This window comes from [Clostridium] scindens ATCC 35704, from assembly GCF_004295125.1.
Lineage (GTDB): Bacteria > Bacillota > Clostridia > Lachnospirales > Lachnospiraceae > Clostridium_AP > Clostridium_AP scindens.
On record NZ_CP036170.1, the window covers coordinates 190,655 to 211,611 of the forward strand.

General features: G+C 43.9%; 16 protein-coding genes and 1 CRISPR repeat array. Of the genes, 3 read left to right on the top strand and 13 right to left on the bottom strand.

Translation table 11 applies throughout. The features are described from left to right. Nucleotides 1-28: 28 nt before the first annotated feature. Nucleotides 29-247 (bottom strand): type 2 periplasmic-binding domain-containing protein, encoded by a 219-nt coding sequence (locus HDCHBGLK_RS00915; protein ID WP_004606795.1) that lies wholly within the window; start codon nucleotides 245-247, stop codon nucleotides 29-31. A 371-nt stretch (nucleotides 248-618) separates the two neighbouring features. Between HDCHBGLK_RS00915 and HDCHBGLK_RS20155 the strand changes: the two genes are divergently transcribed. Continuing rightward, entirely contained in the window at nucleotides 619-876 is a 258-nt protein-coding gene (locus HDCHBGLK_RS20155; protein WP_368444837.1) for a hypothetical protein, read from the top strand. A gap of 376 nt (nucleotides 877-1,252) precedes the next feature. After that, nucleotides 1,253-2,149 carry an NAD(P)/FAD-dependent oxidoreductase gene (locus tag HDCHBGLK_RS00925; RefSeq protein WP_004606799.1) on the top strand — a complete coding sequence of 299 codons (897 nt, stop codon included), beginning with the start codon at nucleotides 1,253-1,255 and terminating at the stop codon, nucleotides 2,147-2,149. A gap of 506 nt (nucleotides 2,150-2,655) precedes the next feature. Continuing rightward, nucleotides 2,656-3,292: direct repeats of the CRISPR family, unit length 33 nt; unit sequence ATTTCAATCCACGTTCCCATTGCAGGGAACGAC. 403 nt (nucleotides 3,293-3,695) lie between these two features. Here the strand turns inward: HDCHBGLK_RS00925 and ppdK are convergent. The 7 genes from ppdK to tdh form a co-directional block, all read right to left on the bottom strand. Beyond that, a complete protein-coding gene (ppdK, locus tag HDCHBGLK_RS00930; protein ID WP_004606803.1) occupies nucleotides 3,696-6,326 on the bottom strand; it encodes a pyruvate, phosphate dikinase in 2,631 nt (876 codons plus the stop codon). Between the two features lie 676 nt (nucleotides 6,327-7,002). Continuing rightward, a complete protein-coding gene (locus HDCHBGLK_RS00940; protein ID WP_233440720.1) occupies nucleotides 7,003-7,608 on the bottom strand; it encodes a Gfo/Idh/MocA family protein in 606 nt (201 codons plus the stop codon). A gap of 289 nt (nucleotides 7,609-7,897) precedes the next feature. Then, nucleotides 7,898-9,499: a transposase gene (locus HDCHBGLK_RS00945; protein ID WP_004606807.1), complete on the bottom strand. Its 1,602-nt coding sequence runs from the start codon at nucleotides 9,497-9,499 to the stop codon at nucleotides 7,898-7,900. Between the two features lie 147 nt (nucleotides 9,500-9,646). Then, complete coding sequence (locus HDCHBGLK_RS00950) at nucleotides 9,647-11,044, bottom strand: aminopeptidase (RefSeq protein ID WP_004606808.1); 1,398 nt, start codon at nucleotides 11,042-11,044, stop codon at nucleotides 9,647-9,649. 200 nt (nucleotides 11,045-11,244) lie between these two features. Beyond that, nucleotides 11,245-12,018 (bottom strand): REP-associated tyrosine transposase, encoded by a 774-nt coding sequence (locus HDCHBGLK_RS00955; RefSeq protein WP_039909675.1) that lies wholly within the window; start codon nucleotides 12,016-12,018, stop codon nucleotides 11,245-11,247. A 142-nt stretch (nucleotides 12,019-12,160) separates the two neighbouring features. Further along, nucleotides 12,161-13,354 (bottom strand): glycine C-acetyltransferase, encoded by a 1,194-nt coding sequence (locus HDCHBGLK_RS00960; RefSeq protein WP_004606810.1) that lies wholly within the window; start codon nucleotides 13,352-13,354, stop codon nucleotides 12,161-12,163. A gap of 29 nt (nucleotides 13,355-13,383) precedes the next feature. Next, nucleotides 13,384-14,448, bottom strand: coding sequence for an L-threonine 3-dehydrogenase (gene tdh, locus HDCHBGLK_RS00965; protein WP_004606811.1), 1,065 nt, complete (start codon nucleotides 14,446-14,448; stop codon nucleotides 13,384-13,386). A 301-nt stretch (nucleotides 14,449-14,749) separates the two neighbouring features. Here tdh and sstT point away from each other — a divergent pair, with 301 nt between their 5' ends. After that, on the top strand, nucleotides 14,750-15,994 hold the full coding sequence (sstT, locus tag HDCHBGLK_RS00970) for a serine/threonine transporter SstT (RefSeq protein WP_009248778.1): 1,245 nt from the start codon (nucleotides 14,750-14,752) through the stop codon (nucleotides 15,992-15,994). A gap of 79 nt (nucleotides 15,995-16,073) precedes the next feature. Here sstT and HDCHBGLK_RS00975 read toward each other — a convergent pair whose 3' ends face one another. The 5 genes from HDCHBGLK_RS00975 to HDCHBGLK_RS00995 form a co-directional block, all read right to left on the bottom strand. After that, nucleotides 16,074-16,784, bottom strand: coding sequence for a pentapeptide repeat-containing protein (locus tag HDCHBGLK_RS00975; RefSeq protein ID WP_004606813.1), 711 nt, complete (start codon nucleotides 16,782-16,784; stop codon nucleotides 16,074-16,076). Nucleotides 16,785-16,822: 38 nt separating this feature from the next. Next, nucleotides 16,823-18,343, bottom strand: a complete 1,521-nt coding sequence (malQ, locus tag HDCHBGLK_RS00980; protein ID WP_004606814.1) for a 4-alpha-glucanotransferase — start codon at nucleotides 18,341-18,343, stop codon at nucleotides 16,823-16,825. Between the two features lie 264 nt (nucleotides 18,344-18,607). Beyond that, on the bottom strand, nucleotides 18,608-19,999 hold the full coding sequence (locus HDCHBGLK_RS00985) for a glycine--tRNA ligase (RefSeq protein WP_009248781.1): 1,392 nt from the start codon (nucleotides 19,997-19,999) through the stop codon (nucleotides 18,608-18,610). Nucleotides 20,000-20,071: 72 nt separating this feature from the next. Next, nucleotides 20,072-20,815 (bottom strand): DNA repair protein RecO, encoded by a 744-nt coding sequence (gene recO, locus HDCHBGLK_RS00990; protein ID WP_004606816.1) that lies wholly within the window; start codon nucleotides 20,813-20,815, stop codon nucleotides 20,072-20,074. Beyond that, nucleotides 20,763-20,954: a hypothetical protein gene (locus tag HDCHBGLK_RS00995; RefSeq protein WP_004606817.1), complete on the bottom strand. Its 192-nt coding sequence runs from the start codon at nucleotides 20,952-20,954 to the stop codon at nucleotides 20,763-20,765. The genes recO and HDCHBGLK_RS00995 overlap by 53 nt, the downstream gene beginning before the upstream one ends. Between the last annotated feature and the right edge of the window lie 3 nt (nucleotides 20,955-20,957).

Sequence of the window (20,957 nt, forward strand, 5' to 3'; positions counted from 1 at the left end):
TTGATAAAAATGTCCCCGGCATCCGCTTTCACGAAGCATCCTGGTCAGAGATGATTCCAGACAGTTTCTCTTTATATTCTTTCTGCATGTCTTTAAACAGGTCCTCGCTATACATTCCGTCTTTTTTCATCACCATATTCCATCCGGTCCCTGTATATTCCGAATACAGATCAAACTCTCCTTTTTCCATCCCCGGCTGGATATTGGATGTGCCGCATCCAACGCCTTGCGTAACCTCTGCCTTCATATCCGCGTCCTACTCAATCATCCTATCCAGCATCTCACCCAGGATGGACTGTTCCGTCATAGGCTTCATGGTTATCTTAAGCGTGTCTTCCTCCCTGCCGGCAAATACCTGCCCGACAATGATTCCCAGGCAGGCCAGCGGGCAATGGCTGCAAAAATATGATTGACCCTTTTGACTAAAAGATATACGTCTGCTGCCAGAAAGGAAGGGATTGCCGACTTCATTCTGATTGGTCAGATAGCAGAAATCCGTACGATCCTGGTAGAGTTAGATGAAGTGCCGGATGACTGACCATTGTAGATGAGCCCGATGATTTCAAGGCGGCTCAGCATGCGATCCTTCTGGCCTCTACCGGCAAGGCGGATGCCCTTATGAAGGGTCTTCTCCACACTTCTGCCTTCCTAAAAGCAAATTTCCACAAGAAATGCGGGCTGGTTGCCCCAGGCTCTCTTGTTAACCAGGTTACGCTCACTGAGTTCCCGGCACAGAATCGGCTCGTGCTGCTGAGCGACTGTGCCATTAATGTCTCGCCTTCTATAAAGAAAAGGTGCAGATCATACAGTATGCAGTCGCCCTGGCTCTTAGGCTCGGAATGGAATGCCCTAACGTGGCCTGCCTTGCGTCGGTAGAAGTCATAATTGAAAAAATGCAAGAAACCATTGATGCCGCTATACTTAGCAAGGCCAATGAACGAGAACAGATTAAAGGTTGCCGTATAGACGTCCCTCTGGCCGGTTTCCAGTAAGGCAGATATTCTGCTCATGCCGGACCTTTTCACTGTATTTAATTGGTACTTGGCCTAAAAATACACTTCTCTTTATATGTGCTCCATTAAATAGACGCCCCATTTTGGGATGTCTATTTATTTTTCTTATCATTATATAAAAATCTATAATTTTACATTATGATTTGATTGTGATATATTTTATACGGAACTTAAAGGAACTCTTGTTTCTGTAGGGGAGTCCCTTCTCTTACCCTCTATCCAGGAAAGGAAGTATCTTCATGTACGATATTATTATTATAGGCGCTGGTCCGGCCGGTATCAGTGCCGGAATCTATGCGGTAAGCCGCGGTAAAAAGACAGTGATTATTGAAAAAAATGCAGTAGGCGGAATCATCGGCAAAGTCTCCACCGTTACCCACTACTCTGCTATCGTGCCCGGCGAAACCGGAGCCACCTTTGCCAAGAGAATGGAACGGCAGGCTTTGGAGGCAGGTGTAGAAATCATCTATGAAAACGTTGAAAAAGTAACTCTGGAAGGTGATATAAAGACGATACGCACATCCCGTAATCATTATGAAGCACCAAAAATCATCCTCGCAAACGGAACCACCCCCAGAACGCTTGGCATTCCAGGGGAGGCCGAACTCTCTGGGAAAGGTATCGGCCTTAATGCTGCAAAGGATGGCCCATCCTATAAAGGCAAAAATATATATGTAGTAGGCGGCGCTGACGGAGCAGTCAAGGAAGCACTGTACCTGTCTCAGTTTGCCCAAAAACTTACAATCATTCATTTTGAGGATACATTGGGATGTGTTCCTGAATTCTTAAATAAAGTTCATCAGACAGATAACATCAAGGTCTGTCTCGCCTCCAGACTAAGCAAAGTGTACGGAAAAAACCATGTAGAAAAATTGGAGCTCCTTAACGAGAAAAATGGGACGGTTAATGTTATCGAAGATGACGGCTGTGGCATCTTCGTATATGCAGGCGCTGATCCCAATACCGAATTATATACGGAACTTAAGTTAGACAACGGATATATTCCGGTGAACGAAAAAATGGAGACCTCCATTCCGGGCGTATATGCTGCTGGCGATATTCGCGTCAAGCAGGTGCGCCAGGCTGCAACAGCCGTGGCAGATGGTGCTGTGGCTGCAATTAATGCTTCGATGTAGGTGCTTGGCTTGGTATTGTAATCAGGGCGGCGGAGAAAAATCTCCGCCGCCCTGAACTATAGGCATTTGCTTTATATAATAAAAACTTATAAATCTTTACGCATTTCTGCTTAAAATCCATTTTATTTCCCTTTAATTGTATAAATATAGCATAAACATATTGATTAATTCTTAATAACTTCGTAGTATGGTTTGTTTTAAAAAATAGGCCTTGCTTTTTTTGCGGTAAAAGGCTGATTTTCGATTCAAAATATGTCTTTCATACTCTAAAGGACGATGTAGTCAAGCCATTATGCCCATTAAGAGGTATCGATATTCGAATTCTCCCAAGTGGATCAACCTTGTACAGGAGCGCCTATATCTACTATGGTAATAATCCAACCTGCGTTCCCATGTGGGGAACGACGCATTTGACTTTGCAACATTACTGGCTATGCTTTAATTTCAATCCAAGTTCCCGCATGGGAACAACGCATTGGCAGTATGGCTGCTCACAGCCGTGGAATATTTCAATCCACGTTCCCATTGCAGGGAACGACGGTTATTGATACTGTCCAATATACCGGCTTAAAATTTCAATCCACGTTCCCATTGCAGGGAACGACGATGATGGATTCATTAACAAAACGGGGATTTAGAGATTTCAATCCACGTTCCCATTGCAGGGAACGACGATTGCCACCTGAAAACCTCCTTTCAAGATAGAATTTCAATCCACGTTCCCATTGCAGGGAACGACGCAAGCAGAATACGGCGCGTCTGCTGTAGGATACTATTTCAATCCACGTTCCCATTGCAGGGAACGACGGCTCATATACAGGGTTCCAATTCTGCGCGTCAGATTTCAATCCACGTTCCCATTGCAGGGAACGACAATTCTGCAATGAAGTTTTTCAACGTTTCCATTTTATTTCAATCCACGTTCCCATTGCAGGGAACGACCCATCTATTATTAAAATAACCTAATATGTTAGAATTTCAATCCACGTTCCCATTGCAGGGAACGACCAGGCAAGGCTCTTTGTGTCAGATCGGGAGAGAACATTTCAATCCACGTTCCCATTGCAGGGAACGACGAGAAGACCGTTGTTCCTTCTATGCCATTGTCATATTTCAATCCACGTTCCCATTGCAGGGAACGACAGCAAACTTATCCAATTTTTAATATATAACTGCAAAATTTTTGTGCTATATTACAGTTACCTTTAGATACATTCTCTCATCTAATCTATATTGTAATACAATACACTATTTTTGTGCAACTTTTTTGGTGCGAATATCCTGGGATTTTTATGTACGCTTCACATTCGCACTACTGAATCGATATCTAATTTTCAAGGAAATTTATTCTTTTTTTATATTTCTAATTTCTCAATTAGCTTTTTCATAAAGTTTTAATGATAAGAAGGACTGCCGTCTCGAACTCCTTTAGACATACTATTCCACCACCCTTAATTCTTGTTGGCTATAGTAAGAAAATCTTTCTAACAATATTCAAAAGACGCAGAGGCATACTGCCCCTGCGTCAAAATAACTTGTGATTTAATTATGCATTCTTTTCTGCGATTGCAGCCTGTGCTGCAGCCAGTCTTGCGATCGGCACGCGGAATGGTGAGCAAGATACATAGTTAAGACCTAACTTGTTGCAGAATTCTACAGAGGATGGATCTCCGCCATGCTCGCCGCAGATACCAACATGAAGTTTCTCATTTACTGGTCTTCCCTTAGCGATAGCCATTTCCATCAATGAGCCTACGCCTGTCTGGTCAAGTTTAGCGAATGGATCGTTCTCGAAGATCTTAGCATCATAGTAAGCGTCTAAGAACTTGCCGGCGTCATCACGAGAGAAGCCAAATGTCATCTGTGTCAAGTCATTTGTACCGAAGCAGAAGAAGTCAGCTTCTTTTGCGATATCATCTGCTGTCAGGCATGCTCTAGGAATCTCGATCATGGTACCAACTTCGTACTTAAGGTCGCTTCCTGCTGCTGCGATTTCAGCGTCTGCTGTCTCAACAACGATCTTCTTAACAAATTTGAACTCTTTGATATCTCCAACTAATGGAATCATAATCTCCGGGCAAACGTTCCAGTCAGTATGTGCCTTCTGTACATTGATTGCAGCACGGATAACTGCTTTTGTCTGCATCTTTGCAATTTCTGGATAAGTAACTGCAAGACGGCATCCACGGTGTCCCATCATTGGGTTGAATTCGTGAAGAGAATCAATGATTGTCTTGATCTGCTCAACAGTCTTGCCCTGAGCATCTGCAAGTTTCTTGATGTCTTCTTCTTCTGTTGGAACGAACTCATGAAGCGGCGGGTCTAAGAAACGGATAGTAACCGGGTTTCCTTCCAACTCTTCAAACAGTCCTTCGAAGTCTCCCTGCTGTACTGGAAGAATCTTCTCAAGTGCTGCTTCTCTTTCTTCTACTGTATCAGAACAGATCATCTCACGGAATGCATCGATTCTGTCGCCTTCAAAGAACATATGCTCTGTACGGCAAAGTCCGATACCTTCTGCTCCAAGTTCGCGAGCCTTCTTAGCATCTGCAGGAGTATCTGCATTTGTACGAACCTTCATTGTTCTATATTTGTCAGCCCATCCCATAATCCTTCCGAACTCTCCTGCGATTGTAGCATCAACAGTAGGAATCAGGCCATCATAGATGTTTCCTGTAGATCCATCAAGGGAAAGAGCATCTCCTTCATGGTATTCTTTTCCGCCAAGGGTGAATTTCTTGTTTTCTTCATCCATAGCGATGTCGCCGCAGCCAGATACACAGCATGTACCCATTCCACGCGCAACAACGGCAGCGTGTGATGTCATACCGCCACGAACTGTCAGGATTCCCTGTGCAGCTTTCATACCTTCAATATCTTCCGGTGAAGTCTCAAGACGTACAAGTACGACTTTCTCACCTCTTGCAGCCCATTCTTTTGCATCATCTGCAGTAAATACGATCTTACCGCAAGCTGCTCCTGGGGAAGCGCCAAGTGCCTTTCCAACCGGCACTGCCTTCTTAAGTTCGGCAGTATCGAACTGAGGGTGAAGTAATGTATCTAAGTTTCTAGGATCGATCATTGCAACGGCTTTTTCTTCTGTGATCATGCCCTCATCAACTAAATCGCAGGCAATCTTCAGGGCAGCCTGAGCTGTTCTCTTACCGTTACGTGTCTGCAGCATGTAGAGTTTCTTATCTTCGATTGTAAACTCCATATCCTGCATATCTCTGTAATGGTCCTCCAGTTTGTGGCAGATCTCTACGAACTGGTTGTACACTTCTGGCATAACTTCTTTGAGTTGATCAATCTTCTGAGGAGTGCGGACACCTGCCACAACATCCTCGCCCTGAGCATTCATAAGAAACTCGCCCATAAGCTTCTTCTCGCCGGTAGCCGGGTCACGAGTAAATGCAACACCTGTTCCTGATGTATCGCCCATGTTACCAAATGCCATCATCTGTACGTTAACAGCTGTACCCCAGGAATATGGGATATCATTGTCACGACGGTATACGTTAGCTCTTGGGTTGTCCCATGAACGGAATACGGCTTTGATAGCTCCCATAAGCTGTTCCTTTGGATCAGTCGGGAATTCTTCGCCAATCTTTTCTTTATATTCAGCCTTAAACTGCTCAGCAAGCACTTTCAGGTCTTCTGCTGTAAGGTCAACGTCCTGTGTAACGCCCTTTTCTGCTTTCATCTTATCGATCAGTTCTTCGAAGTATTTCTTTCCTACTTCCATAACTACGTCAGAATACATCTGGATGAATCTTCTGTAGCAGTCCCAAGCCCAACGTGGGTTGCCGGACTTAGCAGCTAATACTTCAACAACTTTTTCATTTAATCCAAGGTTCAGGATTGTGTCCATCATACCCGGCATTGATGCCCTTGCTCCTGAACGAACAGATACAAGAAGCGGGTTTTCTTTATCTCCGAATTTCTTACCTGTAATTTCTTCCATCTTTGTGATGGCTTCCATGATCTGTGCCATGATTTCGTCGTTAATTTTTCTTCCATCCTCATAGTACTGAGTACAAGCCTCTGTGGTAATTGTGAAGCCCTGTGGTACTGGAAGACCTAAATTTGTCATTTCAGCAAGGTTGGCACCTTTTCCACCCAGAAGGTTTCTCATGGTTGCGTTACCTTCTGTAAACATATAAACCCATTTTGCCATTTGTCATGACCTCCTAAACTAATTTTACTTTCTAAGTCGCACATAATATTGTACTGGTTTTGACAGGGTTCGTCAAGGGTTTTTGCTTAATCTTCCGGCACTTTGGCATACATTTCTCGCATGCAGCCCTCCCGTTCCTGACGCGTCTCATCCAAGTAAATTACTTTTCCTCCATTTTTCCTGGAATCTTCCGCCGCAAGTGCAATGATATGGCTTTCTACGGATTGCATAACCGAGGGTATGGTATTATCCGCCTCGCCCTCTCCGGTAATCAGGTCAAGGAATGCTTCTACCATCCTTCTCTCGCCTCCGCCATGCCCTGAAAAGTCTTCCGCAAGTTTGGATACATCAATTATCTCTTCTTTCTTGCCAAATCTTGAAAGCGTAATCATGTTTGCCCTCATGTCCGCGATAATCTGCCCTCTGGTTCCCATAAACTTGGTATAGTGGGAAACATCCGGCGTAAATCCGCTCATAGCAAGGCTTATAGTTGCTCCATCCATCATCTCCATATTAATAATCTGGTGGTCTACGACATTATTGCCGCAATCATAGACGCATTTGCCATAAGGCCCTTCCTCTATAGCCTTGCGAATGCTGGCCTCATCCGGATATGCAGACAGTACTTCCGTCGACCACCCTGTATTTCCGGCCAGAACGCCTGTATCCTCATTGGTTAAATAGATCTTCTCCGCATCAAAGATACAATCTTTTTTAGATTTGCAGCCTTTCGTACACCGGCCTGCTGCCCCTGTGGGCGCATTTTTTTCTTGAAATGATATGTATTTCCAAATGAAGATACGGATCTGCAAGTCTTGCCAGTAAGCCATAGGTACAGCTCCATATCGTGGCAGCATTTCTGCAGAATCATTGGACTGGTAACATTAGAATTTGCCCAGTTGCCTCGTACAAAACTGTTGGCCTTGTGCCAATATCCTACATTCATAATCCCCATGACGCTGACTACATCACCGATAGTTCCAGAATCGATGATCCTTTTTATTTCCTGATAAAATGGCGTATATCTTAAGACATGACATACCACAACGTTTCTTCCATATTTTTCTGCTGCCTCTTCCACCATCCGGCACTCCTTAAGGTTCGGCGATATCGGCTTTTCCAGCAGGATGTCATACCCCTTTTCCATTGCTTTTATTGCCTGGGACGCATGCTGGCGGTCCTGGGTTGTTATAAATGCCGCATCTGCCAGTTGGTCCTGCTCCAGCATTTCTTCCGCACTACTAAAACATTTTTCCAAAGGAATATGGTACCGCCCAGCCACCTCTTCTATTCTTTCAGGAATAGGGTCGGCTATTGCCACGTCTTTATACGTGTCTACTCATTTCTTCCTCCTCTGTCTGGAATCCTCCTATTTTTAACACTTTATTACAGTCACGAAAAGGAAGTGGCTGTTTCTGTCAATGTCATGAGTCAAACGACAAATGAGACATATTTTTGTCTCTGTACTATATTGAACCTTGAAAATTTAATACATTATCTTGATTTTTATGAATATCACTGTTAAAAGAACCTCGTTTCAGCTATGGACAGAGCATTTGGAATCCTCTTTGTTAAGCTATTTCCGGGGTTAGGGCACACTTGCCCAAGCGGCTCATATATTTGACCAGCTTTCGCACATTCATTGCTGCTACCTTAAACCCAAAATACAGCCTGCAACGTATCAATCCTCTCACAGGCATTTTGTCAACGTTATGTCGTTTCCTTAATGCTGCCGGAATGGTTTCTACTCCATTTCTAAAGTGGGCATATTCTTTCAATTTTTCAGTTTTAAAGAACCTTTGCTGCTCTGCATGGTAGGAAGTTCGTTTTGCAAGTTTTATTGTTGCAACCCTTACATGGAGTTGGGGATTACATTCCGCGAAATGTGGGCATCCCTTACATTGTTCTATCGGAAAGGATGCTTTGCATTTTTGTGTATTGATGTCATATACATTGCTTTTGGGTCTATGACCTGCAGGGCAGGAAATGATTTCCTTTCCATCCTCTGAGAATTTAAAATCTGCATAGATATCTGCCACATCAGCGCCCTTGAGATCTGTTGTGATAAGATGTACATTTTTTTCAGCGGCCTGCTTTACATTTTCGTATCCACAATAGCCACCATCTGTAACCAGAATGGTCTCTTCTTCGGATACCGGCTGTTTATCCAGATAGTCCTTTACAAACTGACTGTCACTGTAGATGTTCTTCTCAAACTGATAATCAACAACTATGGAATTGTTTTTATCTGCTGTTTCAACTACATTTGCGATATAGCCGCGATAGTCCTTACCAGCTTTTGCCCGAAACGTTGCATCCGGATCTGCGGGATTTTGAAGGAGCTCAGAGTTCATGTCTGATTTTCCGGATTTGAGGATCAAGTTCCCATCCGGTTCCTTATCAGTCTGTTCCTCGATCACTCTTATTAACAGTTGGTAATCACTTGATTCATCGTAGCGGCTTCCGCAGGCTGTGATGATCCGTGCAGCATCCTTTAGTACCTGTGTGATTTTACTCTCAGTATCTTCACTCCGATTATGATAAAGAACTCGATTATGATCATCTTCCTCTGTATAATGAATGAGGGATTTTGGAAATGCACCGTCTTCTGATTTATGCATGAATTTTGCTAAATTTGCAACGCAGGTATAAAGTAATTCGAGCCGACTCATTTTTTTGATGCTGGAAGCAACCATAAGAGAATCCATTCGACGCATTCCGGTATTTATTTTCATCATTTTCGCCATCTCAGACGACAGACCAACAATACACTGATGAATCAGATCAATTCCGGTGCGTTCTTCATAGGTATTGCATCTGGCACGAAATCTTCCCAAAGTACGGTCATTTAAAGGCTGTTCCTCAAAGCTTGTTGTATGGAGTGCGTACTGGTACCGGATATCAAACGGAAGTGTTTCAACAATTTCTTCATCGGTAAGTTGAAAAATCTCCTTGATGATTAAGGCACCAATGATAACATTCACCGGTGTGTTATGTCTTGAGGGGCGATCACTATAAAGAACTTTGAATGGTTCTTCATCGATTGCAGGAAATATATTTTCAGCAAAGTATTTTGCCCACGATTTTTCGAGCATTTTTATTTCCCTTTGGGTTAAGTTTGCAGTAGCATCAAATATGCTTATTTGTTGAGATGAATTGACTGAAAATGACATAATGAAACCTCCTGAAATCCATCTCTATTATACTACATATTTACAAGGTAATGTATTAAATTTTCAAGGTACTTATAGTGTTCATTTGTCGGGCAACTCATGACATTGCTGTTTCTGTCATTTCCTTTTTTGCTGTCTTCTGGTATTCTATTTAATTGCCAGAAAGGCCTTGTATCCCTTATAAGCCTCATAGACATCTGCCTTGCTTGTCACTTCCCAGGGCGCATGCATGCACAGCACTGCAACGCCGCTATCAATGACCTCCATGCCATAATTGGCCATAATATAGGCAATGGTTCCTCCTCCGCCAATATCCACCTTGCCCAGTTCGGCAAACTGATATGCTACTTCTCCGGCATCCATGGCATTGCGGATCTCGGCCAAATATTCAGCATTGGCATCATTAGATCCACTCTTCCCCCGGCTGCCTGTAAATTTATTAAATACCAGTCCTTTGGAGAAAAATGCAGAACTACGTTTCTCAAAAGCCTCTGCAAACATTGGATCATAAGCAGCGCTCACGTCAGAAGAAAGCATTTTGGAGTTCTGGAGAGTTCTTCTTACTTTCAGTTCGGACTCATTTCCACTTAATGCTACAAGTTCTGCAACTACATTTTCAAAAAATCTGGAATGCATGCCTGTTGCGCCAACACTTCCAATCTCTTCTTTGTCTACCAGGATACAGCAAGCGGTGCGGTCAACCTTTTCTACATCCAGCATGGCAAATAGTGAGGTAAATGCGCACACGCGGTCATCCTGCCCATAGGCCATAATCATGCTGAGGTCAAGACCGCAATCTCTTGCGCTTCCTGCTGGCACGATCTCCAATTCGGCGGAAACGAAATCTTCCTCTTCCATATTATAATATTCCTGAAGGAGTTTCATGATGTTGGCTTTGACTGCCTCTTTTTCTTCCTTGTCCAGATCGTCATTCTGTTCGATAGGACGGCTGCCAAATAGCAGATCAAGTTTCTCGCCTTCTATCACGACATTCGCTTTTTTCTCTAACTGCTTGGATGCCAAGTGTACCAGGAGATCCGTAATCACAAATACCGGATCCTCATCTTTTTCTCCAATATTCACTTCTACAATAGTGCCGTCTTTCTTGGCGATAACACCGTGCAGAGCCAAAGGGAGCGTTACCCACTGATATTTTTTAATACCGCCATAGTAGTGAGTGTCCAGGTATGCCAATTCTTCATTTTCGTAGAGAGGATTCTGCTTTACATCGATACGCGGGGAATCAATATGCGCGCCCAGGATGTTCATCCCATTCTCCAGCGGCTGCTCCCCTATGTTGAAGATTGTAATACTCTTGTCCATGCATACCGCATATACCTTGTCGCCTGGTTTCAGGCTGGCATTGGATTTTTTCACCTCGTCCAGGCTTTTATAGCCTTTTTCTTCTATCATGCTGACCGTCAGTCTGATACACTCACGCTCAGTCTTTCCTGCGTCAAGGCAGGATTTGTATTTTTCATTGGTTTGTTCTAATTCCTGCAATTGTGCAGGACTGTATGTTTTCCATGCATTTTTTCTGTCCATTGTTTTAATCTCCTTTCGTTCATTATATTATAACACAGGATAGCACCATATGACACGTAACATTTTTAACATGAACGCGTAACACTTTTAACTTTAACACGTAACATTTTTATAAAATGTTACGTGTTCCCCTTTCATAACTGGTGTACTATTTTGCCTAAACTGGTGTGTAAATATGAAAAATACCCTGTGCTATTCTGTTATTCACTATCAACCTGATTCTTTACCATAATGCATATATCCCGCGCTTTGCGCATTGATACTTTTAGCGTTTGCCTTATCTGTTGAATATATTCTTCTCGGTTTTCTTTTTCTTCAAATACTTGGCTTAATAGAAGAAGTTCTTTTTGAGAAAATAGTTCCTTTGCCAAATTCAAGGCTACTTCTATTCTTTGTTCCTCAACTTCGCAAGTAATATCTTGAAAAATTTGATTTTGAATATAACTAAATTCATGAAACTCTTCGAAATCGTTATAGGTTTTGAAATGTTTTTTATACATTTCAAATGCCTTTTCACAGATCAATCCTTGGGTTTCCGTAAAATATTCGCCCATACTGCTATATTTATATCGGACTACCTTTTTTACCATTTTTGCCTTTACTGGATTCATATGGATATATCTGAGACAAGTCCAGAAATATGACTCACTCTCAATACATTCACTCATAAAACGATTTTGAAAAACATGACCGTTTCTATTGTGCTTAAAATTATAATAAAACGCGTATTTTGCCAAGACTCTGGCCATAAATGATGATAATTCATTGAGTTCTGCCCGGAGGATAAAGTGGGCGTGATTAGACATAATACAATAAGCATAAATTTCTATACCATATTTCTCTTGAAACTCCAGAATAATTTTCTTCAGATAAACTTTTTCGCGTTGCTGATCAAATATCCTCTCCTTATTGATTCCTTTTACTACCACATGGTATAAACCGGTAAAACTTTCCCGCCTTCTTCTGTTTTTCACAAAACCCCTTCTTTCACTTTACACAGGGTATTTTTCATATTTACACACCAGTTTGGGCGATATAGCACACCAGTTATATCACATGGACACGTAGCACTTTTTAAAAGTGCTACGTGTCCATGTGAAAAATGTTACGTGTTCATTATTTCATCTCTTCTCGCACTTCTTTGAAGCACTTAACGATAAAATCAATATCTTCTTTAGTATGGCTTGCGCATACCTGGGTACGGATTCTTGCTTTTCCCTTCGGCACTACCGGATAGGAGAATGCTACTACATAAACGCCTTTATCCATCATGCGTTTTGCGAATTCTGCCGCAGTCTTCTCATCGTACAGCATAACCGGTACGCATGGGTGGGTTCCTGGTATAATATCGAATCCGTTGTCTACCAGTTCCTTGCGGTAGTATGCGGTTACTTCTTCCAGATGGTCACGAAGTTCCGTGCTTTGATCCAGCATATCGAACAATTCAATGCTTGCGCCTGCGATTGCTGGTGCAAGGGAGTTGGAGAATAAGTACGGACGGCTTCTCTGGCGAAGAAGGTCGATGATTTCCTTACGTCCGGACGTATATCCGCCGGACGCTCCGCCTAATGCTTTTCCAAGGGTTCCTGTGATAATGTCCACACGTCCCTGTACTCCGCAGTATTCTGGTGTTCCACGGCCTGTCTTTCCTACGAATCCTACTGCATGGCTGTCGTCTACCATAACCAATGCATTATACTTATCCGCAAGATCGCATACGCCCTTTAAGTTGCAGATGATTCCATCCATAGAGAATACGCCGTCAGTGGCGATCAATTTGATTCTTGCTCCAGCTTCATCTGCTTCTTTTAATTTTGCTTCCAGATCTTCCATATCGTTATTCTTATAGCGGAAACGTTTTGCTTTGCAGAGACGTACGCCGTCGATAATGGAAGCATGGTTTAATTCGTCACTGATTACTGCATCGTCTACTGTAAGAATCGTCTCAAATAATCCGCCGTTAGCATCGAAGCAGGAAGAATAAAGAATCGTGTCATCGGTTCCCAGGAAATCAGAAATCTTTTTCTCTAACTTCTTATGTATATCCTGTGTTCCGCAGATGAAACGAACGGAGGCGACTCCATATCCCTTTTCATCATATGTTTTCTTAGCCGCCTCGATCAGGCGCGGACTGTCGCCCAGTCCAAGATAGTTATTCGCGCACATGCAGAGAAGTTCTCTGCCGTCTTCCATCGTAACCTTTGCTCCCTGAGGAGATACGAACGGAGCCTCGCCCTTAAAAAGGCCTGCCTCTTTAATATCCTCTACTTCTTTCGTATAAATGCTTAAAATATCGTCTTTACGTGCCATTGGTATCAACCCTTCCTTTTTCTTATTTATTAATCATTAACATGCGCCCAGTCTAAGATGACTTTTCCGGACATTCCGGAAATCATTGCCTCAAAGCCTTTTTCGTAGTCTTTAATATCAAAGCGGTGCGTGATGATATCAGAAATATCAAGCCCTGCCTGAAGCATTGTAGACATCTTGTACCAGGTATCCCAAACCTTTCTTCCATAGATTCCTCTAAGGTTCAGTCCGTTAAAGATTACTGTCTCAAGGTCTACCGTAGCATCTGTTCTCTGAAGTCCCAGAAGAGCGATCTTTCCGCCGTGCTTCATATTATGGATCATATCGGCAAGTCCTGCCTGAGATCCGGACATTTCAAGTCCTACGTCAAATCCTTCTGTCATGCCGATCTCTTTCATAACATCAGCCAGTTTCTCTTCCTTAAGATTAACGGTTCTGGTTGCGCCCAATTTCTTTGCAAGATCCAGACGATAGTCGTTCAGGTCTGTCACAACAACATGTCTTGCTCCAGAGAACTTTACGATTGCCGCTGCCATGATACCGATCGGGCCTGCTCCCGCGATCAGGACATCCTCGCCCAGAACTTCATAAGAGAGGGCTGTATGCGTAGCATTTCCAAATGGATCAAAGATTGCATACATCTCTTCCGGAATTGCCGGGTTGCATGGCCATACATTGGAGGAAGGAATTACAAGATACTCGGCAAATGCTCCGTTTCTGTTAACGCCCACGCCTTTTGCATCCTTACAGTTTTCCTTATGCCCTTCCAGACAGTTCCTGCACTTGCCGCAAGTAATATGGCCTTCGCCGGATACCAGATCCCCAATCTTAAATCCCTGTACGCCGTCTCCTACTTCCACGATCTCTCCAACGTACTCATGTCCTGCAGTAAGGCCAATCGGAATTGTATGCTGTGCCCAATCATTCCACTGGTAAATATGTACATCTGTTCCACAAATCGCGGTTTTGTGAATCTTAATCTTAACATCATTCGGCCCAACTTCTGGAATTGGGACTCTCTTCATCCATAAGCCTTCTTCCGGCTTTTCTTTTACGAGTGCCCACATCATTCCATCATTCTTAATTTCTACCATGATTAAAACCTCCCAATTTTTTTCGTCTACCCCAGACGATTCTTTTCGTGTTAATTATAGCACCCCTTTTCTCCATATACAATGACGGATTCTAAATTTCCTTGTACAATACTCCCTATTTTTTGCATAATCGCCCATTTTTTCATGTTATTAATTTACAAAAAAAGTTTGTTAAATTTTAATTTATGTAGCATTATTCACAAGTTTATGAGATAATAGTTTTACGTTGGGGAAAACGAAACTAAAAAGAAAGAGAGGAAAGCAGATATATAAGCGTCAATATATCTGCGAAATGAGAGAAATGAAAAACATCATCACAAAATGGAACAGCATCAGTCTTGTTAAACGAATCATTTGCGGCTTGATAATCGGTCTGATTCTAGGTCTTGTTGTTCCACAGGCTACACCTATTGCTATGCTGGGTCAATTATTCGTAGGAGCATTGAAGGCGATTGCTCCAATCCTTGTATTCTTCCTTGTTATGAGTGCGCTTTGTAACCAGGGAAAAGGACAGAAGACAAATATGAAAACTGTAATTGTCCTCTATCTGTTAGGTACATTCCTTGCCGGCTGCGTTGCAGTTGCTGCCAGTTACTTATTCCCGATTACGCTTACACTCACAGACAGTGTGGAGGATATGACCGCACCTGGCGGTATCGGCGAAGTTTTAAGCAACCTTCTGCTTAACATTGTAGCAAATCCGGTTGGTTCAATCGTAGAAGCAAACTATATCGGTATACTAGCATGGGCGGTTATCTTTGGCCTTGCTCTTAAAAAGGCAAGCGATGGCACTAAGAAAGCATTGGAAAACATCTCTGATGCGGTATCACAGGCCGTTAGATGGGTCATCAACTGTGCTCCATTCGGAATTATGGGCCTGATCTTCAATACGATCTCCGAGCAGGGACTCAGCGTTCTGCTTGGCTACGGAAGACTGATCCTCGTAATCGTAGGAAGCGTATTCTTCGTAGCATTGGTTGTTAACCCAATCATCGTATTCATCTGCTACCGCAAGAATCCATATCCATTGGTTTTGAAATGTCTCAAGGACAGCGGTATTACTGCATTCTTTACACGTAGTTCCGCAGCCAACATTCCGGTTAACATGAAGCTCTGCGAAGAGTTAGGACTGGACGAAGATACATATTCTATTTCAATCCCTCTGGGAGCTACCATTAACATGGGTGGTGCAGCCATCACGATTTCCGTACTCGCACTTGCCGCAGCACATACGCTTGAAATTTCCGTTGATATCCCAACCGCTATCATTCTGTGTATAGTATCAGCAGCCAGCGCATGTGGAGCATCTGGTGTAGCCGGCGGATCACTGCTTCTGGTACCTCTTGCATGTAGTTTATTCGGTATCCCGAACGACGTTGCAATGCAGGTTGTAGGCGTAGGCTTCATCATCGGCGTTATCCAGGATTCCTGCGAGACAGCCCTGAACTCCTCTACAGACGTGCTTTATACAGCATCTGCAGAACTTCTGGACAGAAGAAAATACCCAGACAGATATGTTGGTCGTGAGTTAAATCCTAAAATCTAATATTTAATACAATATAAAAAGGCCACTGCGTAATATAAACCCAGTTACGCAGTGGCCTTTTTATTGATATATGTCTTATTTATCCTAAATAGTCAATCGCTTCTTCCCGGGTCATCCAGACGTGTATTCCGCCCCCGGAATCTACAAAGCGGTCCGGGTTAAAGTTCTTTGCATATACCATCTCGCCTGCTCGATACACAAAGTTCTCATCCACGTAGGCGTGGGCATCTTCGTAATTCTCTTTGTAATCCACGCTCTTGATGGTAAGCACCTTTGCCTTGTCGCACCGCACCTCGTTGGTGGTTCCGGATACTCGCTTTGCATCTCTTGGTATCAGCAGTTGCACGATCCGTCTGCCATAACACACCTTCCACCCAATGAATGGCTCCGTCTCCGGGCAGTAAAGATGAAAATATTTTGTATTTTCATCCGTCTTTATATCCGTAAGATCTGCCCGCTCCAGAGCCGATGCCAGCATATTCGCACCCCTGATATCTGCGCCGGCCATATTGCATCCCCGCAGGTCAGCAGAGTGCAGATCTGCTCCAGAAAGGTTCGTACCCCTAAAGGTCGAGCCTCCGAAAAACGCGTTGTCAGCCTTAATATAAGCCATATTCGCTCCATCCAGATTCACATTACGGATATCGCTTTTATTAAAGTTGATGTTGTGAAGATCCCAGCCTGATAAATCCATGTCCTCCAGCAGAATACCGTGCAGATCCAGTTGCTCTGCCGTCTTCCGGTTCCTAATTTTCTCTTCTAGTTCTTCCCGTGTCAATTTTCGAAGCATGCCCCTCTCCCTCTCATATACGAATAATCTATGGTATATTATATTCCTTTTTTATCTTCTTTGCAATTAGGCCTCCTTCTTTTTCTAACTGGCATCTTCCCTCCCTCTACGCGCCCGCTTTTGGCCAGCGCTTTTCTTATAAATGCCTTTTTATCCTTTAATTTATCCAAACTTGCTAGCCTCCACTCCCAGTTAGGCGTTCCTAGCGTGCCCGGAGTATTGAGCCTCCCCGCATTATCAAGTTCCAGCACGTCCTGTACTGGGAGTATCGCAGTATCCGCCTTATTGTCCAGCGTATAGCAGATAAAGTTTTTCACCAAGGAATCTTCCTCATACCCCCATGCATATAATTCTCTTTCCGTTGCCAATCTGACCTCTCGGGGCTGTCCTTCAAACCATCCTTTTATAGTCTCATTATCATGTGTTCCTGTATAGACGATCATATTTTCCCTATCCTCAAACAGATTGTTATGTTCCATAGGATCGAAAGTAAACTGAATAATCTTCATGCCCGGCAGATGATATGCGTCCCTGAGTTCATATACCTGCGGGCGCATATCTCCAAGGTCTTCCGCTACAATCCTGACATCCGGATTGTCTTTCAAAAGTACGTCAAGCAAAGCGTTGCCCGGCGCCTCGATCCATTCTCCTTCTCTCGCGGTAGGAGAAGACGCCGGAATCTTCCAGTAGGTATCGAATGCCCGGAAATGGTCAATGCGGATGATATCAAACAGTCTTGCATTATAGCCAAACCGCTTTCTCCAGAAGACAAATCCATTCTCCTTCATACGCTCCCAGTTATAGATTGGATTGCCCCAGCGCTGCCCGTCTTTACTAAAATAATCCGGAGGAACTCCTGCGATAAACGTCGGTTTTCCATCTGCTCCAAGCAGGAATTCATCCTGATTCATCCAAACGTCCAGAGAATCCAATCCAACATAAAATGGTATGTCGCCCATTATTTCTATCTTATTGACATTTGCATAGTTTTTAAGGGCCTTCCACTGCCTGTAGAATTCATACTGGACAAACATCTCAAAGCAAGTTTCCGCCTCATAGATGCTGATATCGAACGCTCGGTCTTTTATCCAATTTTTGTGTTCTTCCTTCCATTCATTCCAGCATTTCATGCCATTGTGTCTTTTAAGAGTCAGGAATACCGCATAGGGATATACCCATTCCTGCTTCTTAAACGTCTCATATTCAGAATCCGGGCTGAAATTCTGGAAGGCTTCCTGCAAATATTTCCGCTTATATGCTCGCACTTTTTCATAATCCACCCTCGCCTCTTCTCTGCGAAATGGAGCAGGCTTCCTGTTTAAAAGTCCTTCTTCCGACAATGCATCCAGATCCAGATAGATTTCATCTCCCGCAAAGGAAGAATACGGCTGATAAGGCGAATTACCATATCCCAAAGGATTCATTGGGAGAATCTGCCAGATGTGCAGTCCGCACTCCTTCATAATATCAATGAATTCCCTGCTTCCCCTTCCAAAATCTCCAACGCCATAATCCGATGGCAGTGCAGAGACCGGCATCAATAACCCTGCTTTTCTCATGTTGCTACTCCTTGTCCGCTATTCATGATCCTTTTCATCCGCCTGTACATCTTTCCGTTCCCAGAATAGCCTTTATACCTTTTAAAATGCCTCTACAGGCTCTTAGATATAGTATGCCGCCTTCATTGTATAGAGATGCAAAAATCAGCCCGAAATCACATTAAGCCCACAAAAGGCAGAAATTCCTTCTTTTGCGGAAGGACTTCTGCCTTTTTCTTTATTCGTTGCCTTTATCGAGCCGTATCGGACAGCGGCATTTTCTTCTTACCACTCAAACTTCTTTGCAAAATAAGCATCCAGGTCTTCGATCTTGATTCTCTCCTGCTCCATGGTATCCCTGTCGCGTACGGTAACTGCTCCGTCTTCTTCAGACTCAAAGTCATAAGTTACGCAGAATGGCGTTCCAATCTCATCCTGACGGCGGTAACGCTTGCCGATATTTCCACGGTCATCAAATTCGCAGTTGTACTTCTTGCTTAACTGGGCATACACTTTCTCTGCGCCCTCATTGAGCTTCTTAGACAGCGGAAGCACGCCGATCTTGATTGGCGCAAGCGCCGGGTGGAAATGAAGGACGGTTCTTACATCCCCGCCTTCCAGTTCTTCCTCGTCGTATGCACTGCACAGGAATGCAAGCACCATACGGTCTGCTCCAAGTGAAGGCTCAATAACGTAAGGAACATATTTGGCCTTCTTCTCGTCATCAAAGTAAGACATATCCTGCTTGGAGGTATTCTGATGCTGGGTCAGGTCAAAGTCTGTCCTGTCGGCGATGCCCCACAATTCTCCCCATCCGAATGGAAACAGGAATTCCACATCAGTGGTTGCCTTGCTGTAATGGCTTAATTCCTCAGGCGAGTGGTCACGATAGCGTACCTCATCATCCTTAAGCCCCAAAGTCTCCAGCCAGTTAAGGCAGAAACTCTTCCAATAGTTGAACCACTCAAGGTCTGTTCCAGGCTCGCAGAAGAATTCCAGTTCCATCTGCTCAAACTCTCTGGTACGGAAAGTAAAGTTTCCAGGCGTAATCTCGTTGCGGAAGGACTTGCCGATCTGGCAGATACCGAATGGAATCTTCTTTCTTGACGTACGCTGCACATTCTTAAAGTTTACGAAAATGCCCTGGGCAGTCTCAGGCCTAAGATACACTACACTCTTTGCATCCTCTGTAACGCCCTGGAAGGTCTTGAACATCAGATTAAACTCGCGGATCTCGGTAAAGTTATGCTTACCGCAGGACGGACATGGAACCTCATGCTCTTTTATATAGGCTTCCATCTGCTCGTGGCTCCATCCGTCAATGCTGTCTGCGATATCCAGTCCATTCGCATGCGCATACTCTTCAATCATCTTGTCTGCACGAAAACGCTCATGGCATTCTTTGCAGTCCATCAGAGGATCGCTGAATCCTCCCAGATGCCCGCTGGCTACCCATGTCTGCGGATTCATCAGTATCGCGCAGTCCACGCCAACATTATACGGGGATTCCTGAACGAACTTCTGCCACCATGCCCTCTTTACATTGTTCTTCAATTCTACGCCGAGATTTCCATAGTCCCATGTATTAGCAAGCCCGCCGTAAATCTCAGATCCAGGGTATACGAATCCTCTTGATTTCGCCAATGCTACGATCTTATCCATTGTCTTTTCTACCATATCCTCTTCCTCGCCTTCTATAGTTTCATAATTGTTAATTATTATACAGTTAACCACAGGGGTTTTCAAGTCTTATTCCACAATTGTTTCCAGTATTTCCAAGGATTTGAAGTGCCTGTCCACATAAACGTCCAGATACGCGCGCACCACCTTGCCCAGTTCCTCTAATATTTCCTCTTTTACCGTAAATGTATATAATTTTTCAATATTGGAACTGATGATATACTGCATTGCATACAGCGTTGACGTCTTAAGCGCCATACCGTCCGTAATCCTGCCCGAGCAGGCGCTGCATACCAGCCCGCCCTTACGGACGCTGAACAAGGCCGGGCGCTCCCTATCACCGCAGCAGATGCATTTAAACACCTGTGGCGCCTCGCCGTTAATTGCCACCGCCTTCAGTTCATATATGTACCGGACCAGACGGTTATCCAAATGCGGATTGGTCAGAGCCCGAAGCGTCTGGTACAGCAGTTTCAGCGGCTGGGTCTCATCGTTATACTCTCTGGCATAATAATCGGCAAATTCCAGAAAGTAAAATCCATAATAAGCCCCCTCCACATCTATCCTCAATTCCGAAAAATAATTGGTAACAGAGGCCGACACCAGCGTAAAAGATGTCCGCCCCTCATATACCATAAATTCTCCGAAAGTAAAAGGGCTAGTCACGCCTACAAGCGAGCTGTTGGGCCGCCTGGCCCCTCTGGCAAAGGCAGTTATCTTGCCCCTTTCCTTCGTCAGGATTACAACCCGCCTGTCATATTCACCTATAGGTGATGCTTTCAGCACCATCCCCGTCACGGTAACCTGATTCATTGTCTATTCCACCTGTCTGTCCTGCATTATCCGCCTCCCGGCGCTCTATTACCTGCCGGCAGATGTCCATTCCTCTGTAATAAAGATAGTCTGTCACACTGCCAGTCTTTGTAAAACTTTCCCAGTATCTGTCTTCCATAGA

Bases quoted from the DNA above. Each gene is read 5' to 3' on its own strand.
- ppdK (WP_004606803.1), bottom strand. From the start codon at position 6,326: ATGGCAAAATGGGTTTATATGTTTACAGAAGGTAACGCAACCATGAGA.
- HDCHBGLK_RS00925 (WP_004606799.1), top strand. From the start codon at position 1,253: ATGTACGATATTATTATTATAGGCGCTGGTCCGGCCGGTATCAGTGCC.
- HDCHBGLK_RS00975 (WP_004606813.1), bottom strand. From the start codon at position 16,784: ATGCTTCGAAAATTGACACGGGAAGAACTAGAAGAGAAAATTAGGAAC.
- recO (WP_004606816.1), bottom strand. From the start codon at position 20,815: ATGAATCAGGTTACCGTGACGGGGATGGTGCTGAAAGCATCACCTATA.
- HDCHBGLK_RS00995 (WP_004606817.1), bottom strand. From the start codon at position 20,954: ATGGAAGACAGATACTGGGAAAGTTTTACAAAGACTGGCAGTGTGACA.
- HDCHBGLK_RS00915 (WP_004606795.1), bottom strand. From the start codon at position 247: ATGAAGGCAGAGGTTACGCAAGGCGTTGGATGCGGCACATCCAATATC.
- HDCHBGLK_RS00950 (WP_004606808.1), bottom strand. From the start codon at position 11,044: ATGGACAGAAAAAATGCATGGAAAACATACAGTCCTGCACAATTGCAG.
- HDCHBGLK_RS00985 (WP_009248781.1), bottom strand. From the start codon at position 19,999: ATGGTAGAAAAGACAATGGATAAGATCGTAGCATTGGCGAAATCAAGA.
- sstT (WP_009248778.1), top strand. From the start codon at position 14,750: ATGAAAAACATCATCACAAAATGGAACAGCATCAGTCTTGTTAAACGA.
- HDCHBGLK_RS00945 (WP_004606807.1), bottom strand. From the start codon at position 9,499: ATGTCATTTTCAGTCAATTCATCTCAACAAATAAGCATATTTGATGCT.
- HDCHBGLK_RS20155 (WP_368444837.1), top strand. From the start codon at position 619: ATGAAGGGTCTTCTCCACACTTCTGCCTTCCTAAAAGCAAATTTCCAC.
- malQ (WP_004606814.1), bottom strand. From the start codon at position 18,343: ATGAGAAAAGCAGGGTTATTGATGCCGGTCTCTGCACTGCCATCGGAT.
- tdh (WP_004606811.1), bottom strand. From the start codon at position 14,448: ATGGTAGAAATTAAGAATGATGGAATGATGTGGGCACTCGTAAAAGAA.
- HDCHBGLK_RS00960 (WP_004606810.1), bottom strand. From the start codon at position 13,354: ATGGCACGTAAAGACGATATTTTAAGCATTTATACGAAAGAAGTAGAG.